This window comes from Bacillus sp. Nf3, assembly GCF_003028545.1.
GTDB lineage: Bacteria > Bacillota > Bacilli > Bacillales > Bacillaceae > Bacillus > Bacillus safensis.
The window spans coordinates 39,181-55,519 of the sequence record NZ_PYUA01000012.1; the positions used below are offsets into that span (position 1 = coordinate 39,181).

Here is a 16,339-nt window from a genome sequence, read left to right on the forward strand (position 1 = left end):
TTCTTTCTAGCCTATGCCTGAACAGTTGAAGTGGTGAAGAACAAAAGAAAAAAGCCCTTACGATAGGGCTTTTTGTAAAACATTCGACAATCTGGCAAATTCCTCAATGGATAATGATTCTCCGCGGCGCTTTCCATCAATATCTGCTGTTTGAAGAGCTTCCTCGATGATCGCTTTATGTTTTTTTCCATCAGGAAAATTGTTCATCAAATTATTCATCAATGTTTTCCGGCGCTGGCCAAAGCTCGCTCGGATCAATTGAAAGAAAAACGCATCATTTTCTACTGAGACAGCAGGCGTTTCACGAACAGTCAGCTTAATCACAGCCGAATCAACATTTGGCTGAGGAACAAAAACCGTTTTAGGCACAACCATCACCGTTTTTGCTTCCGTATAAAATTGAACTGCGATAGACAATGAATTGTATTCCTTTGATGAAGGGACAGCTGCCATACGATCTGCTACTTCTTTTTGCAGCATGACCACGATCCCTTTCAATGGAAGGTTTTCTTCAAGCAATTTCATAATAATCGGTGTTGTCACGTAATACGGAAGGTTGGCTACGACCATCACTTCTTTACAGTCAGCAAAATTTTCTTCGATGACCTTTCTCACATCCGCCTTTAATACATCTTGATGAATAATCGTGACATTATCATATGGAGAAAGCGTATCGTTTAAAATAGGCAATAAACGCTGATCGATTTCAAAAGCGGTGACTTTCTTTGCACGTTTAGCGAGCTGCTCTGTCAATGCGCCGATACCAGGCCCAATTTCAATGACGCCGGTCTCATCTGTAACCTCTGCGTGATCGACAATGCGATCTAAAATATTTGTATCAATTAAGAAGTTCTGCCCTAAGCTCTTTTTAAAAGAGAAACCGTACTTCTTCAGTATTTCCTTCGTTCTGACGGGTGTCGCAATATCTTTATTCATCGGCTTCCTCCTGCATGACGGTCTTTAAGGCCGCAATAAAATCATGTTTGGTTATTTGGAACATGTGAAGGCGCTTTTGCAGCTGCTTCGCATTGGTATATCCTATATTTAAAAGCACTCCTAGTCGTTCGCGGCGGCGTTTCGATGCTTCGCCTCCGATAAGGCCTGCGTCAAATAAGTCGTCTAATGTAATGTCACTTTCTGATTCTTCCATTTCTTCATGGACATGGGCAAGACATTCACGAATACTGTCCAAGGAAGCATGCTCGACACCAATTCCTTTATCCCGCTTCGCCTTCGCAAGATGCTTTGGCAAAAAAGCGTGCTTACAGCCAGGAACCGCCTCTGCGATGGTTTTACGGATCTTCTCACCAGGAAAATCAGGATCTGTTAAAATAATGACCCCTCTCGTCTCCTGAGCAAGACGCACTTGTTGTATGACTGTATCGCCAATGGCAGATCCGTTTGTTTCGATCGTATCTGCATCCACCGCCATCTTCACTCTGGCAGTGTCATCACGACCCTCCACCACAATGATTTCTTTGATTTTCATGTATTCCTCCGCTTGCAAAAACAATCTACATTTTTTGGTTAAAAAAACGAAACCTTTCATGCTGTTTTTGCGTCTAATTAATTAGAAAACAGTGCTTCTATTATAACCAAAAAAACAGAGGGTGCGCAAAGCCCTCTGTTCATATAAATGATTTGATGTGTTTATTTGAGTACTCTAATTTTCACTCGTTTATTTCCCCATTGATAAGCTGCCGACTTACTTGGGACGAACACATCAATTTTATTCCCTTTTATAGCAGATCCAGTGTCTGATGCAACGGCATAACCATAGCCTTCCACATATACTTTTGAGCCCAGCGGAATGACACTCGGATCAACTGCTATGACCTTTGCACCCGGATTCGCTTTTAAATCAAAACCTGTAGACGTTCTGCCCGTACATCCAGCACAGCTCGCTGTATAGGCTGTTGACGCCACATAAAATTCTTTTCCTGAAGACTCATTGCTTCGTGAAACCACAGGGGACGCTGTAGGCTCCTTTTTGGTCACTTGTGTACCAATAGCCACTAAACGGTCCTTACTATCTTTTTCGGTCACTTCTTTAATCAATTCTTTAGACACCACTTTGCCGTTTTCTTTCACAATGGCATAGTGCTTCTTCAATTTACCTTCTTCACCTTTTTTAAGTACCTTCTCTTTCCCTTTTTCAAGAGAATGGTCCTTTTTATGTTTGGTATCAAAAGCAATTTTCTCTTCCACTACATCGGTGACTTTTTCCACCCGAGTGATCTTTATATCTGCGCTCTTTTTAGAAAGGTTACTATGTAACGCAGGCTTGATCTTATCGTGCTTCTTGAGCTTCAGCTCTTGTTGCTTTAAAAAGTCAGCGACCGTAGTCGAAGTGGTCCACACTTTTTTATCTTTTCCTCCATCATTTAAGCTGACCTGGAAGGCCTGCTGAACCACAAGATTCATATCCTTTGTTAACTTGTCATTCTTTCCTGGAGTGACTTGATCGTGCTTCCCAATATCTATCTTCTCATTCTTCAATAATGCTCCAACCGTCTGATCTGTTGTCCATATCGTTTTCTCTTTCCCATCTAGGGTCAGATGAACCGGTATAGCCGCATCATACACAATGTTCATGTTGTCTTGAATCTTTGTATTTAGACTTGGAGAGATATGATCCTCCGCCTTGGTCCTTATGCCAAGGTCTGAAAGCAGCTGTGCTACTGTCTCTTCATGTGTACGAATTGTCTTCTCTTTACCATTGATTGAAATGGTAATAGACTGCTTAGTGAGCTCATGCGCACCGTAAGCCGTCCCAGTTCCAGCTAAAAGCAAGCAAACAACTAGTAATAAAACCTTGCCTTTTCCTAGCTTAACAGAAAACAGATTTTTCATTTTTTGTACGATGAAAAACGCCTCCTTCTCCTCGGAGAGATTATATAGAGTATCTCAAAACCTGTCAACCCTTCCACCCACTGTACAAAAATGCTCGATTGTAAACCTATTATGGGAGATTTATGGAAAGAAGGGAAGAAAGACTTATCGACAACTTATCCTATGAGGAGGCGCAAACGTGTAGAACTTTTTCGTTATGTTTCACAATTGGACAAGCTTAAACAAGGATTGACATCATATACTGTCAGTTTATACGGAAAACTTTTTTTGCATTTTTTGTTGTCAATTCGGCAAGCTCTTCAAAGCTGATTTCTCTCAGCTCCGCAATTTGTTCTGCGATATATTTGACATAACTTGGCTCGTTACGTTTCCCCCTAAATGGTACTGGCGTTAAGTATGGGCAGTCTGTTTCAATCAAAAGCCGGTCACTTGGTATCTCTTTTACAACTTCTTTTGGCTTTTTGGCATTTTTAAATGTCACGGGTCCACCGAATGAGATGTAAAAATTCATATCCATACACACTTTTGCAGTTTCTAAGCTGCCCGTAAAGCAGTGCATAATACCTCCAACCTCAGCTGCTCCCTCTTCCTTTAAAATCGTCACGACATCTTCCGTTGCGTCACGGTTATGAATAACAATTGGAAGATTCACTTCCTTCGCAAGAGCAATTTGGCGTCTAAAGACTTCCTTTTGTACATCTTTTGGTGACTTGTCCCAATAGTAATCCAGACCCATTTCTCCAATCGCAACCACTTTTTCGTGTTGAGATAAATCTTTAATCCAAGCCAAATCTTCATCTGTCATATCAATAGCATCGACTGGATGCCAGCCGATAGCTGCATATATGAAATCATACTCTTCAATTAATTCCATCGCTCTCGTAATTGTCGGACGGTCAAACCCCACCACCACGATTTTCTCAACTTTTTCGCTTTTCGCTCTTTCGATCACCTGCTCTAAGTCTTCCTTATATTGTTCTGCATTCAAGTGGGCATGTGTATCAAATAACATTGTTGATTGCTCCTTTCGACAATTCTCCTAAAAAACAAAAGGTGTTCGACGAAATGTTACACGTGGAACACCTTTGTTGATTTATAAAATTTTTGTTCCATTTGCTAGAGATTGATCTACTTCAAGAACCTGCAATTTCCCGCCTGTTTCCCCAGTTAAAATCATTCCCTGGGAAATTTCCCCTCTGAGTTTAACTGGTGTAAGATTCGCTACGCAAACGAGCTTTTTCCCTACTAATTCTTCTGGTTGATAGTGTTTGGCAATCCCTGAGACTATTTGTCTTTTTTCAAATCCAAAATCAAGCTGAAGCTTTAAAAGACGATCCGCTTTTTTCACTGGGGCTGCTTCCAAAACCTGTGCGACTCGAAGATCGACTTTCGAGAAATCATCAAATGCAATTTCAGCTTCCAGCTCAGGTAATTCCGTTTCTTCGATTTCCACTTTCTCTTCTTCTACCTTAGGTGTACTTCCCTGCATTTTTTCTTTAATGTAGGCTACTTCTTCTTCAACCTCTAAACGCGGGAACAAAGGCTCGCCTTTTTGTACCGTCGCATGTTGAATTGCACCAAATGATAGGATACTATCCCAGCTTTTGAGCTTCTCTTCTTCAATTCCAAGCTGGAAGAAGATTTTCTCAGGTGTTTTCGTTAGGAATGGCGTTAAGAGGACTGCTGTGATTCGAAGTGATTCTGCTAAATGATACATAACAGAATGCAATTCTTTTCGTTTTGTTTCATCCTTTGCCAGCACCCATGGAGCTGTTTGATCAATATATTTATTGGTTCTGCTGATTAATGTCCAAACATTTGAAAGAGCCACAGAGAATTCAAGGTTTTCCATCGCCTCTTCATAGGCTTTGACGGTTTGCTCAGCGACTGCTTTCAGCTCTTCATCAAACTCATTAACAGGGCCCTTATAGCTGCTTAAAGTGCCGTCAAAATATTTTTGGACCATCGCAACTGTACGATTAAGCAAGTTACCTAAATCATTGGCAAGGTCATAGTTTACACGTTCCACGAATCCTTCTGGTGTAAACACACCATCCGCACCAAATGGTACTTCGCGAAGCAGATAATAACGGAGGGCATCGAGGCCATAGCGATCAATTAATGTGACCGGATCTACCACATTCCCTTTTGATTTAGACATTTTGCCATCTTTCATGAGCAGCCAGCCGTGTGCGAAAATTTGCTTCGGTAGAGGCAGATCTAATGCCATCAACATAATCGGCCAATAAATCGTATGGAAGCGTACAATTTCTTTTCCTACGAGATGTACGTTGGCAGGCCAATATTTTTTATATTTCTCATCTTGATCTGTTCCATAGCCAATCGCAGTTAAATAGTTGAATAACGCATCAATCCATACATAAATGACGTGTTTTGGATTGTTAGGAACTTTAATTCCCCAATCAAAGGTTGTTCTTGATACGGCTAAATCCTCTAAACCTGGTTTAATGAAGTTATTAATCATTTCATTCTTTCTTGATTCAGGCTGAATAAACGATGGATTCTTTTCGTAATAATCGAGCAAACGATCCGCATACTTACTCATACGGAAGAAATATGATTCCTCTTTAATTAATTCAACAGGGTGTCCGCTGTCAGGGCTTTTTCCGCCAATGACTTCCCCTTTCTCATTACGCTCAACATCAACAAGCTGTGTTTCCGTATAGAATGTCTCATCAGGAATACTGTACCAGCCCTCATATTGATCTAAATAAATATCGCCTTGATCAAGAAGTTTTTGGAATACCTGCTCGATGATTTTCGTATGTCTTTTTTCTGTTGTACGGATGAAGTCGTCATTCGAAATGTCGAGTTTCTTCCATAATGATTTAATGTCTTCAACGACTGGATCTAAATACTCGATTGGTGTGATATTTTGTTCTTCAGCTTTTTGCTGAATTTTTTGTCCGTGCTCATCTGTACCCGTTAAATACATCACATCATAGCCTTGAAGACGTTTATAACGAGCCATAGCATCTCCTGCTACTGTCGTATAAGCATGTCCAATATGTAATTTTCCGCTCGGATAGTAAATAGGTGTTGTCAGATAAAACGTTTTTTTCTTTTCTGGCATGTCGGAACCTCCTGCGTGTGTGTAAATGTCAAAAACTCCCGCCCAATGGACGAGAGCGGTTATCATCATTACATGAAAATGTGTCAGATCAATTCATTTAATTTTGCACTTGTGCTTTCTCTATGATACCATCTTAGCCTTTAAGATCAAGCATATATACATAGAACAAGATGAAATGATCGAAAAAGATGAGTTTTTCGAAAAAAACGACAAACCCGTCGACATTTTGTCGAATATTGTCGTATGAAATCTATTTCCAGATTTACAATTGGCTAAATTAGGGCAAAAGTCTTGTTAATCTGAACTCGTCATTTCTTATATTTTCATAGAAAAAGCCTACAAAATCCTTATACATCAGTAGTTTCAAGGTCTTTTGACTTTAAGAGTCATATTTTACAAACAATAGTAAACAAAATGATTGACGATTTATGGAAACCTTGTTATGCTAGGAATGTAAGGAATTTGTCGAATAATGACGAAGATAATATTATTTTAGTAATAAGAACTTTTTGGGAGGAGAATGAAGATGAAATCTACAGGTATTGTACGTAAAGTTGACGAATTAGGACGCGTGGTGATTCCAATCGAACTTCGCCGTACGCTAGGAATCGCTGAAAAAGACGCTTTGGAAATTTATGTTGATGATGAAAAAATTATCCTAAAAAAATATAAACCAAACATGACTTGCCAAGTAACAGGTGAAGTATCAGACGATAACCTTAAACTTGCTAATGGTAAATTAGTTCTTAGCCGTGAAGGTGCAGAGCAAATCATTAACGAAATCCAAAACCAACTTCAATCACAAAAATAAGTTTCATATAAAAAAGGTTCTTGCACCGTTTGCAAGAACCTTTCTTTATTGTTCAATATGATAGGCATCGTATATCGTGCGCTTTGGTACACCACGCTCGACAGCTGTACGTTTAATGGCTTCTTTCGACGTTAATCCTTCTTCTATGTAATGGATCACATGTTCTTTTTCAGATAAGGACGTCCACCATGCTTCTTCATTCATCTCTTCTTCAGCTTGATCATTTCCTTGTACCACAAGACAGAACTCACCTCGAATTTGATTCTCCGCTGCCCATGTCAGCACAGATTCTAAATCCCCACGAATAAACTCTTCGAATTTTTTCGTTAGTTCTCTCGTAATGGCGATGTTTCGATTTCCCCACACTTCCTTCATCAAAGTCAGCGTTTCTTTTAATCGATGGGGCGCTTCATAGAAAATGATCGTTTCTTGGCGTTTCTTCAAGGCTTCAAGCTGCTTTTTCTTTTCTTTTTTTTGACGGTCGAGAAAACCGTAAAAGAAAAATGGCTGAGGCGCGATTCCTGATGCAATGAGTGCCGTTAGTGCAGCATTTGCGCCAGGTAACGGAATAACATAGCCTCCGATGCTAGTAAAATCTCGAACCACTTCAGCCCCCGGATCTGAAATCGTCGGTAAACCGGCATCACTCACGAGTGCGATATTTTTCCCTTCTTTTAGCCATTCGATTAACTTGTGGCCGCTGCTGTCTTTGTTATGCTCATGATAACTCGTTAAGGGTGTATCAATTTCGTATACATGACAAAGCTTTTTCGTTTGCCTTGTATCTTCTGCGGCAATATAGTCTACATCTTTTAACGTTTGTATCGCTCGGAACGTCATATCTTCTAGATTTCCAATCGGGGTTGGGACGAGATAAAGAATGCCCATGTCAGATTGACCATCAAAGCTTTTCTGTGTCTTTTTCATGTGCCGCCTCCTTTTCCATTCGCATTTCTTCTATATACATGTCTTTCTTTTTCCGTGTCCACGTTTTGAAACGATATTCTTGCTGCATGGCTTCTCTTTTGGTTGCAAAACATTCATGATAAAAAAGCTCAACCGGCCGTCTCGCTCTTGTATACTTTGCTCCTTTTCCACTATTGTGGGTCATCAATCTTTTTTGTAAATCATTTGTATAACCCGCATACAGGCTGCCATCTGCACATTTTAATACATAGAAGTAATGATTATGCTTCTCCATACAGTATCGTCCTGATTTCATCTGTATACTCCTGGTCTTCTCCATAAACAAAAAGAGGCGGGAGAATTTTCAGATCTGGTTTTCCATCTTTTATGCCCTCTACCAAGATAGTATTGGCTTCTTTCCCTTGTTTGGGATAAACAAATTGAATACGTTTTGGCTCAATTCGGTATTTCTTCATTAATTCCACAATCTCAAGCAGCCGTCCTGGTCGATGAACCATCGCCAGTTTCCCCCCTTGCTTTAGCAGCGTGGAAGAAACACGAATAACATCTTCTAATGTACAATGAATTTCATGCCGGGCAATCGCCAAGTATTCATTTTCATTGATTTCATCCTTAGAAGGTGTTTTAAAATATGGCGGGTTACATGTAATCACATCCACTTTATGGTTGCCGTAGCGTTCCGGCATATCATTCAAGTCACCACGAATCAATTCGATCTGGTGCTCAAGTTGATTATACTCCACACTTCTTTTTGCCATATCAAACAGCCGTTCTTGGATTTCAACACCCGTAATCGAGGCCTTAGAACGAGTCGAAAGCAGCAATGGCACGATGCCATTTCCGGTACAAAGATCAATGATTTCCCCTTTTTGGATTGGCACATAAGCAAATTTAGCTAATAACACTGCGTCCAATGAAAAGGCAAACACAGTTTTACTTTGAATAATCTTCATATCTTCGGCGAGCAGGTAATCTAAACGTTCATCTTCTCTTAACGAAACCATGATGTATCCTTTCTTTTCCTGTGAAAAAGGCTCCCGATTCAGCGGAAGCCTTTTCTCATTTTTTATTTAAAAATGACAGACAGAACAAACAGTCTCCCTCTTTACGAATGCTTCCATAATGTACATTACAAATATGGAAGCCCTCCTGATATAATCGGGCCAGGTTATCATGACCTTCTCCTATATCAGAATGACTTGCCTTCTGGGCAGAATCATTCTCTGCCTCAGACGATTTGTCTCGATCGGACTGATCCAGACGTTCACGCAAGTGCTGATTCTCCATCTGCAGCTGATGATTTTCTTCAATCACTTCACCGATATGATTTTTCAAATCACCTAACTGGCGATAAAGAGAACCGATTTGTTCTTCTAAATTAATTACCGTATCAAATAGTTCCTTTTTATCCAAGGTGGCACACCTCGTTACTCAGTTGTTTGTGCAGATACAACGCCTTCTTGTAATAATTCTTCCCATGTATATTCTATCACTTTTTCTTGCCCGGTTAATTCAACTTGCAAAATTCGTTCTAAAATATTGAGCCCTACTACCTTTGCAGAGCCATTAGACGTCTGAATCGTTTCGCCGATATCCGGTAATTGTTCCTTCGCTGTTTCATACTCATCATTCTCATATTTCAAGCAGCACATCAAACGGCCGCATAGTCCTGAAATTTTTGTAGGATTTAACGATAGATTTTGATCCTTTGCCATCTTAATCGACACTGGTTCAAAATCTCCTAAGAATGTCGAACAGCAGAGCATTCGCCCGCAAGGACCAATGCCTCCAAGCATTTTTGCCTCGTCTCTTACACCAATCTGGCGAAGTTCAATTCTCGTTTTGAAGATTGATGCAAGATCCTTCACTAGCTCACGGAAATCAACTCTGCCATCTGCTGTGAAGTAGAAGATGACCTTGTTGCGGTCAAATGTAAACTCAACATCGACCAGTTTCATTTCCAGCCCATGTTCACTTACCTTCTGAAGACATGTATCAAAGGCTGTCATCGCTGCTTCTTTGTTTTCCTCAACGATGAGCCGGTCTCGTTCGTCTGCTACACGAATGACTTTACGCAGAGGGAGAACCACATCGTGTTCATCTACTTTTTTGTTGGCGATGACCACTTGTCCGTACTCAACCCCTCTGACTGTTTCTACAATGACACAACTATCATTTTCTATATGAAATCCATTAGGATCGAAATAATAGATTTTGCCCGCTTTTTTAAAGCGAACACCAATTACGTTGTACAAGCTTATCCCTCCTGCAACATCAACACCAATTGCTCCATCAGCCCTTGGGCATTCACGTTGGATTGAAGTCTCTTTTTCGCTTCTAATACAGCAAGGATCTGGCTGGTCACCATCTGCTGTGTGGAATGCAGCGCATGCTGCTTCATTGTCTGGAATAAGTCTTGATAAATGACTTTATCTTCATTTCCTATTTGAATCGACAATACATCACGATATATAAATAAAAGCATATCCAGACCTGTTTCTTGAAGGTCTTTCTCTTTGAAAAAAGGCATCCATTGATCCTGTATATAAAAAAATGCATGTTCTTTTCGCTGGTGTAAGACTTCATACAATTTTATCACTTTCGCTCTAGACTCTGCAAACTGATCATTTCGACTTAATTCGAGTGCTTCTGCTAAATTATTGGTTAAATTCGACAAAAGCCTTGCGAGATGCTGAGATACGCCTTCTTGTAAAAGCTGCTGCTCCAAGGATTGTGGCTGCAGCGGCTGAAAGCTGAGCATCTGACATCTTGAAATAATCGTATCCAGCATTTTATGCGATTGCTCAGTGATTAAAACCGCCATCGTTTCCCGATTGGGCTCCTCTAGGAACTTCAATAAACTGTTCGCGGCATTGACCGTCATTTTGTCCGCATGAAGAATAATATACATTTTCCGGTGAGATTCTACACCCGCTTTTGTAAATTCCTCCTGCAGTGCCTGCACTTGCGCCTTCTTAATTGATTGTCCGTCAGGCTGCACAAGATGTAAATCGGGATGGTTTCCTGATGCAATCCTTTTGCAGTTTTGACAGGATTCACATGGTTTCACTCCTGATTCCAAACAAAAAAAGCTCTTAGCCATCAGCATCGCTGCATCCAGCTTACCGGTTCCTTTTTTCCCTTCAAATAAGTAGGCATGCGCAAGTCGGTCTTTTTCAATACTATTAAAAATCAGCCGCATGACGCGCGGCTGCAAATCATTCATGTCATCCCAGCTAATTGCCATGTTATCACTCTCTATGTGTAAAGGTTAATCAATAAACCTTTTATTTCTCCAATACGTTCAAGCAAATCAATAGATGGTTTCTCTTGGTCCATCATTTCCTCAGTTAATTCAATCAGCTTTTCATCTAAGGCTTTGACTAAAGCAAGTGTACGTGTGTTGCCATAAATGTCAAAGCTCCTTGATGTTTCTATATTTAATCCATTATCGACTGTCTCTTTCACAAAGCGCTTCACCAGTCCTTTAAACCTAGCCAAATCCTTTAGGTTTCGTGACTTCGCCAGCTTTTTACCGAACACTTCGATATCACTGAGCATGACCGTCAGCTGTTCTAAGCGCAGTTTGCCGCTTTGCGTCTCCATCGAAGCTTTAAAGGAAGCAGATGTCTGGTTTCCTTTCAATGCTTGAAGTTCACGCTTTTCTAGACGCAGCCGCATATCTTGATTAATTTTCACAGCAACCCATCCTTAAAATTGATGAAATTGTTCAACTGGCAGAATAAATACAGTAGCTCCGCCAACTTCAACCTCAACAGGGTATGGTACGTATGAATCTGCATTTCCACCCATTGGGGATACAGGCGCGATCATTTGATCACGTTTACGGCAATTTTCTTTTATAAGCTGTAATGCTTTATCCACTCGGACATCATCACAACCAATAATAAAAGTCGTATTCCCAGACTTTAAAAACCCACCAGTTGAAGCTAATTTTGTCACGCCGAAATGATGTTCAGTCAATATTTTCAACAACTTGCTGCTATCTTGGTCCTGTACAACGGCAACAATTAATTTCATTTGATTGGCCTCCTTTATTTTAGGCACAGATGACATGCCGATGTCTTCCTCTATATTATAACAACGATTGGGAATTAGGTCATATTTGATTTTGCTTTAATGTGTCCTGAATTAATTGGAGGACTTCTTCATAGACAGCCTGCATCGGCTGAGACGCATCCACTACACGGAATCGTTCTGGTGATTGTGCAATAAGCAGTTCATAGCCTTCTCTGACCAGCTGGTGGAAATTCAGCGTCTCCATGTCTAATCGATTCTTTTCTCTTCCCTGGTTGGCATCAATTCGCTTTAGCCCTTCCTCAGGTGTAATAGAAAAATAAATGGTCATTTGCGGCATCGTGCCATTAATAGCAAAATCGTTAATTGATTTTACTGCTTCAATCCCAAGCCCTCTCGCATAGCCTTGATAAGCAAGGGAGCTATCAACAAAACGATCACATAAAACTGTCTGCCCGCGCTGTAATGCCGGTTCTACCTTCTCAGCCAAATGCTGCCTTCTTGCGGCTGCATATAGCAAAGCTTCTGTTTTCGCGTCCATTTTTGTGTTTTTTTCATTTAAAATGACTTCACGAATCTGTTCTGCAATGTCAATGCCGCCAGGCTCACGTGTCGCCATCACTTCATATCCTTGGCGTTCCATTTCTTCATACACTTTTCGAATCACTGTCGTTTTTCCGGCACCCTCTGGCCCTTCAAACGTAATAAACATACCGCTCATAGTGTCTCCTCTTCTATATAAACATATAATTTTCTCTGATGAATCACCTGACTCGCTTGAACATGAACCTGATGTCCAAGCAAACGGCTTAAAGCCGCGATTTGATCGCTTTCAATACATTCTCCCTTAACGATCAAAGGAATACCCGGTGGATAAGGAATAACCGATTCTGCACTAATCCGGCCTGCTGCATGTTCAAATGGGACGGCTTCTATATCCTCTCTATGCTCATTGTTTTCAATAGCCAGTGCCTCTCTTTGGATATGATCTTTTCCTTTGAGAAATGAATTGCTTTGATTAAGGGCCTGCTCTATTCGGTTAAAAGGAATATCCTTCTTCTGTTCTAAACCAAAGACAAGTAAAACCTGATGTTCGTCCGCAAGCTCTGGGTGAACCTCCACTGATTCAAGCACTCGTTTTAGTTCATAACCCGTCAGCCCTTTTGTTGATCGAATCACACATTTTAATGGATCGTTAAAAAGCAATTCAGACTCGACTACTTCAAGCTGAGGTATACGGTTGAACTCATTTTTCAGCTCTGCCAGCCCTTTCATCATTCCATCCAGGATCTCTTTTTTCTTGATCTCCTCGACATAGGCCCTTGCCACATCTAATGAGGCCATAATTGGATAGGATGGAGAACTGCTTTGAAGCATCGTGAGGAATGTTTTCAAACGTTTTGCATCCATTCGTCCCCCCTGAAGATGAAGGTAGGAACCCATCGTCATGGCTGGAAGGGTTTTATGTGCTGATTGTACCACCACGTCAGCTCCATAGGAAAGAGCAGATGGAGGAAAAGCGCCGCCTAATACAAAATGTGCACCATGTGCCTCATCAACCAAAACGATCATGCCTGCTTCGTGGCACATGTGAATCAGTTTTGATAAATCAGCTGCATGACCATAGTAGTTCGGATAAGTCAAAACGATCGCCCGGCAATTAGGATGTTTGGCTATGGCTTTTTTGACTGTTTCATCTGTCACATGTGTTGGAACATGTAGATGTTGATCTATCTCAGCTTCTACCATAATAGGCGTTGCTCCTGCAAGCTCAATCGCATGGTAAACAGACTTATGACAATTTCGCTGGACGAAAATCTCATCTCCCGCACGACAGGCTGTCATCACCATCGCTAAATTTCCGACAGTTGTCCCATTCACAAGGAAAAAGCTTTGATCTGATCCATATAGCTTTGCCAATAAATGTTCAGCCTCTTGAATCACACCAGTTGGATGATGCAGATCATCTAATCCTTCAAGCTCTGTTACATCCAGCTGAAGAATTGAGTCATAATAAGTCCGTGCCTCATCAAAAAAGACATCTCCATTGTGATGTCCTGGAACGTGGAAAGAATAAGGTTTCTTTTCCGCATGTTGTACTAATGCTGTATATAAAGGTGTTTTCAAACAAATCGATCCTTTTCACTTTCGATATCTTATGTCTATTATAACGTTCATACAAGGGAACCGAAAGATGGATTCTCATTCCTTTATTGGCTGGTGATTTGTCAGCTGCTGTTCTGCCTCATACATGCTGTTTTTCAATTGAGCTCGTTCTTGGCTTCCATGCTCTTTCACCTGTAACGTTTCCTGTAAGGTTTCTGCTAATTGGCGTTGAACCTTTTTCAACGTATCTATAGGTGCAAAAGCTGCTTCTTCAAGAAGTTCTCCCTGCTGCTTTGATACCTTTTCGTATGTTTTTTGGATACGATTCTGAAGAGCTGAATTGGCACGCTGCTGAATATGCGTTAACGCAATCGACATTTGGTTGATCCATAGAGGAATGGATGCAGAAACAGTTGATTGAATGTGATTGGCCAATGTATGATTCGTATGCTGGATCATTCGAATTTGGGCATTACATTGCAACGCAATTTGCCGGCTTAACAGCAAATCATATTTCCGTTCCTTCAACCTCTCCATATACTCTTCTGCATTGAATTCCTGACTCATCATTTGCTCCTCTATAGTCCGATTACCAATATGCTGTGTATCTGATATGATCTGCTTTTCTAAAGTTGTCATTTTCGCTTCAACTGCTGCAACCTGCATCGTCATCTCTTGGAAATAAGTTTGATTTTCTTCAAATAAACGCTCTAATAACATATGATCCGAGATTAATCCGCCTTTTGCGTAACGAAGTCTTGCTGATAATCTCTCGATCTGTGATTTTGCATGTTGAAAACGCGATATGATTTCCTGAGTAGAACGCTTCTCCCGCTGAAACAACTTCAAAAAAAAGCCCTGCTTCTTTGGCAGTAAATCCTCAGGTTCTACTATATGCAGCTGGTGCAAAAAGGCCTCAAGCACGTCTCCTATTTGATCGATATCTTTTTTCTCAACATATTTCATCATTTGTTGTGATTGTTCCAATAATCGTTCCTGAACACGTGTACCATAGAAAAGCAGTTTTTGCAGATTGTCAGGGATCTGCTCAGCACGCTGTATGGCTTCTTGTTTCTCCTCATCAGATAAGGTATCAAACACCCGAAACTGAAGATCTGTAGTGGAAGCAGTTGATGATCGGATGTGATCTTCTGATTTCATTGCGTTTGACTCCTTTCATTATTTCTTTATCATTTTATCTGCCACTTCTAGCTCAATATGAAGAGCTTCTATGTCTCTTCCTAATACTTGCTGCAAATCATTCGTCAATTGCTTTTGCAGCTCTGTCAGCGTCACTCGAGTTTGGCTAAGTGTCATTTCCAACTCATGACTGCGATCAGGCTGATTATACAATAGTGCATATTTTTCAGTTAGTTCAACAACAGAATCCAAGCTTTCGAAATAAAAACGCTGTGCATCATAAAACCGGTTCGGCTCTTTTTTTGTAATCGTATAGATTCGTCGTGCAAGTCTGAGAATTTCATAATTATGTTTGATCGTTTGTACGTTTTTCACAGCAAATAAAGCTTTCTTTAAACGTACAAGCTTTTGTCCTGCTTCTTTTAAATGCTGTTTGATATATACATAATCACTACGAGACAGTCCGTGTTTTTTTAAAAACAACTGGAAAGCAATCCATCTGCTCCCTGCAAACATCACGCCCCACCCTATCATCGCATACAGTATCGATAATCCAACATGATGATGGAAAACCCCAATACTGACGGTTAAAATCACAAGCGAAAAAAAAGTAGAGAGGATGGCCCATATAAATGTATAAAAAATTGATTTCATGTTCATCGACTCCTATGAATAATCAGGCTCTCTGTTTATCTTATTATTAATTACGGATGATGTCCAAACTAAGTTCCAAAAAACAGGCCCAATCCTTCATGGCTCATAAAAAAAGACCATCTAATGGTCTATGAATACAAAGGCGGCGTATGAAGATTTTTAAGCTTTCTAACATAATCGGCATAGCTGGGATCCGAGGTCGATGTAGAAATTAACTTTCGCTCACATTCTCGGCACAAAAACTGATGATATAAATAAATTCCCTTTGTTTTTTTCTCTTCACAAATCAAACAAATCGCTTCTCGCTCTTTTTTGCTCATTGTGACACCTCCACTTATAGCTTCAGTATGCCCTAGCGCTTTCAATTGTATACAAAATTAAGAATGTTTCAGATGGTAGTTTAGTATATGTATCCATGTCAGATCGAGTGTTTGTTCCTTTTCTTAAAAAACAAAAAAGACCAGTTCCAAATGGAACTGATCCTGATAGAAGCTTGGCGGCGTCCTACTCTCACAGGGGGAAACCCCCAACTACCATCGGCGCTGAAGAGCTTAACTTCCGTGTTCGGTATGGGAACGGGTGTGACCTCTTCGCTATCGCCACCAAACCTGATGGAGAGAATGTTCTCTCAAAACTAGATAACAATGTTCATGCTTCACATTAGAATATAGGTTAAGTCCTCGATCTATTAGTATCTGTCAGCTCCACGTGTCACC

Annotated in this window: 19 protein-coding genes and 1 rRNA gene; 1 reads left to right on the forward strand and 19 read right to left on the reverse strand. The window is 40.5% G+C overall.

Annotated elements, in window-relative coordinates:
• Positions 1-57: 57 nt before the first annotated feature.
• From rsmA to metG, 5 genes are all read right to left on the reverse strand, one after another.
• Positions 58-936, reverse strand: a complete 879-nt coding sequence (gene rsmA, locus C9414_RS18730) for a 16S rRNA (adenine(1518)-N(6)/adenine(1519)-N(6))-dimethyltransferase RsmA (protein ID WP_039175905.1) — start codon at positions 934-936, stop codon at positions 58-60.
• Positions 929-1,489 (reverse strand): ribonuclease M5, encoded by a 561-nt coding sequence (gene rnmV / locus C9414_RS18735; protein ID WP_017359323.1) that lies wholly within the window; start codon positions 1,487-1,489, stop codon positions 929-931. Before rnmV ends, rsmA begins: the two co-directional genes overlap by 8 nt.
• A gap of 161 nt (positions 1,490-1,650) precedes the next feature.
• Positions 1,651-2,853 (reverse strand): G5 and 3D domain-containing protein, encoded by a 1,203-nt coding sequence (locus C9414_RS18740; protein WP_047203887.1) that lies wholly within the window; start codon positions 2,851-2,853, stop codon positions 1,651-1,653.
• Positions 2,854-3,097: 244 nt separating this feature from the next.
• On the reverse strand, positions 3,098-3,865 hold the full coding sequence (locus tag C9414_RS18745; protein ID WP_047203886.1) for a TatD family hydrolase: 768 nt from the start codon (positions 3,863-3,865) through the stop codon (positions 3,098-3,100).
• Positions 3,866-3,946: 81 nt separating this feature from the next.
• Entirely contained in the window at positions 3,947-5,947 is a 2,001-nt protein-coding gene (gene metG / locus C9414_RS18750; protein WP_058838217.1) for a methionine--tRNA ligase, read from the reverse strand.
• A gap of 520 nt (positions 5,948-6,467) precedes the next feature.
• Between metG and C9414_RS18755 the strand changes: the two genes are divergently transcribed.
• The gene (locus tag C9414_RS18755; protein ID WP_087975202.1) at positions 6,468-6,758 is read left to right on the forward strand and encodes a transition state genes transcriptional regulator AbrB; all 291 of its coding nucleotides are present in this window, start codon (positions 6,468-6,470) and stop codon (positions 6,756-6,758) included.
• A 45-nt stretch (positions 6,759-6,803) separates the two neighbouring features.
• Here the strand turns inward: C9414_RS18755 and rsmI are convergent, their stop codons facing one another.
• From rsmI to rrf, 14 genes are all read right to left on the reverse strand, one after another.
• Positions 6,804-7,685: a 16S rRNA (cytidine(1402)-2'-O)-methyltransferase gene (gene rsmI / locus C9414_RS18760; RefSeq protein WP_107164251.1), complete on the reverse strand. Its 882-nt coding sequence runs from the start codon at positions 7,683-7,685 to the stop codon at positions 6,804-6,806.
• Positions 7,660-7,959, reverse strand: coding sequence for a GIY-YIG nuclease family protein (locus tag C9414_RS18765; protein ID WP_039175889.1), 300 nt, complete (start codon positions 7,957-7,959; stop codon positions 7,660-7,662). Before C9414_RS18765 ends, rsmI begins: the two co-directional genes overlap by 26 nt.
• Positions 7,946-8,689: a tRNA1(Val) (adenine(37)-N6)-methyltransferase gene (locus tag C9414_RS18770; protein ID WP_048239534.1), complete on the reverse strand. Its 744-nt coding sequence runs from the start codon at positions 8,687-8,689 to the stop codon at positions 7,946-7,948. Before C9414_RS18770 ends, C9414_RS18765 begins: the two co-directional genes overlap by 14 nt.
• Positions 8,690-8,744: 55 nt before the next feature.
• Complete coding sequence (gene yabA, locus C9414_RS18775; protein ID WP_039175883.1) at positions 8,745-9,098, reverse strand: DNA replication initiation control protein YabA; 354 nt, start codon at positions 9,096-9,098, stop codon at positions 8,745-8,747.
• A gap of 14 nt (positions 9,099-9,112) precedes the next feature.
• Complete coding sequence (gene ricT, locus C9414_RS18780; protein ID WP_024425628.1) at positions 9,113-9,940, reverse strand: competence/sporulation regulator complex protein RicT; 828 nt, start codon at positions 9,938-9,940, stop codon at positions 9,113-9,115.
• Between the two features lie 2 nt (positions 9,941-9,942).
• Complete coding sequence (gene holB, locus C9414_RS18785) at positions 9,943-10,932, reverse strand: DNA polymerase III subunit delta' (protein ID WP_039175879.1); 990 nt, start codon at positions 10,930-10,932, stop codon at positions 9,943-9,945.
• An 11-nt stretch (positions 10,933-10,943) separates the two neighbouring features.
• Entirely contained in the window at positions 10,944-11,384 is a 441-nt protein-coding gene (locus C9414_RS18790; RefSeq protein WP_039175878.1) for a YaaR family protein, read from the reverse strand.
• Between the two features lie 12 nt (positions 11,385-11,396).
• On the reverse strand, positions 11,397-11,726 hold the full coding sequence (locus C9414_RS18795; protein ID WP_024425625.1) for a cyclic-di-AMP receptor: 330 nt from the start codon (positions 11,724-11,726) through the stop codon (positions 11,397-11,399).
• Positions 11,727-11,805: 79 nt separating this feature from the next.
• Positions 11,806-12,444 (reverse strand): dTMP kinase, encoded by a 639-nt coding sequence (gene tmk / locus C9414_RS18800; RefSeq protein WP_058838215.1) that lies wholly within the window; start codon positions 12,442-12,444, stop codon positions 11,806-11,808.
• Positions 12,441-13,850: an aminotransferase class I/II-fold pyridoxal phosphate-dependent enzyme gene (locus C9414_RS18805; protein WP_107164252.1), complete on the reverse strand. Its 1,410-nt coding sequence runs from the start codon at positions 13,848-13,850 to the stop codon at positions 12,441-12,443. The genes tmk and C9414_RS18805 overlap by 4 nt, the downstream gene beginning before the upstream one ends.
• A gap of 75 nt (positions 13,851-13,925) precedes the next feature.
• Positions 13,926-14,990: a toxic anion resistance protein gene (locus C9414_RS18810; RefSeq protein ID WP_107164253.1), complete on the reverse strand. Its 1,065-nt coding sequence runs from the start codon at positions 14,988-14,990 to the stop codon at positions 13,926-13,928.
• Between the two features lie 18 nt (positions 14,991-15,008).
• The gene (locus C9414_RS18815) at positions 15,009-15,623 is read right to left on the reverse strand and encodes a 5-bromo-4-chloroindolyl phosphate hydrolysis family protein (protein ID WP_107164254.1); all 615 of its coding nucleotides are present in this window, start codon (positions 15,621-15,623) and stop codon (positions 15,009-15,011) included.
• A gap of 128 nt (positions 15,624-15,751) precedes the next feature.
• Positions 15,752-15,943: a sigma factor G inhibitor Gin gene (locus C9414_RS18820; protein WP_024425620.1), complete on the reverse strand. Its 192-nt coding sequence runs from the start codon at positions 15,941-15,943 to the stop codon at positions 15,752-15,754.
• A gap of 171 nt (positions 15,944-16,114) precedes the next feature.
• Positions 16,115-16,230: ribosomal RNA gene (gene rrf / locus C9414_RS18825) — 5S ribosomal RNA — on the reverse strand.
• Between the last annotated feature and the right edge of the window lie 109 nt (positions 16,231-16,339).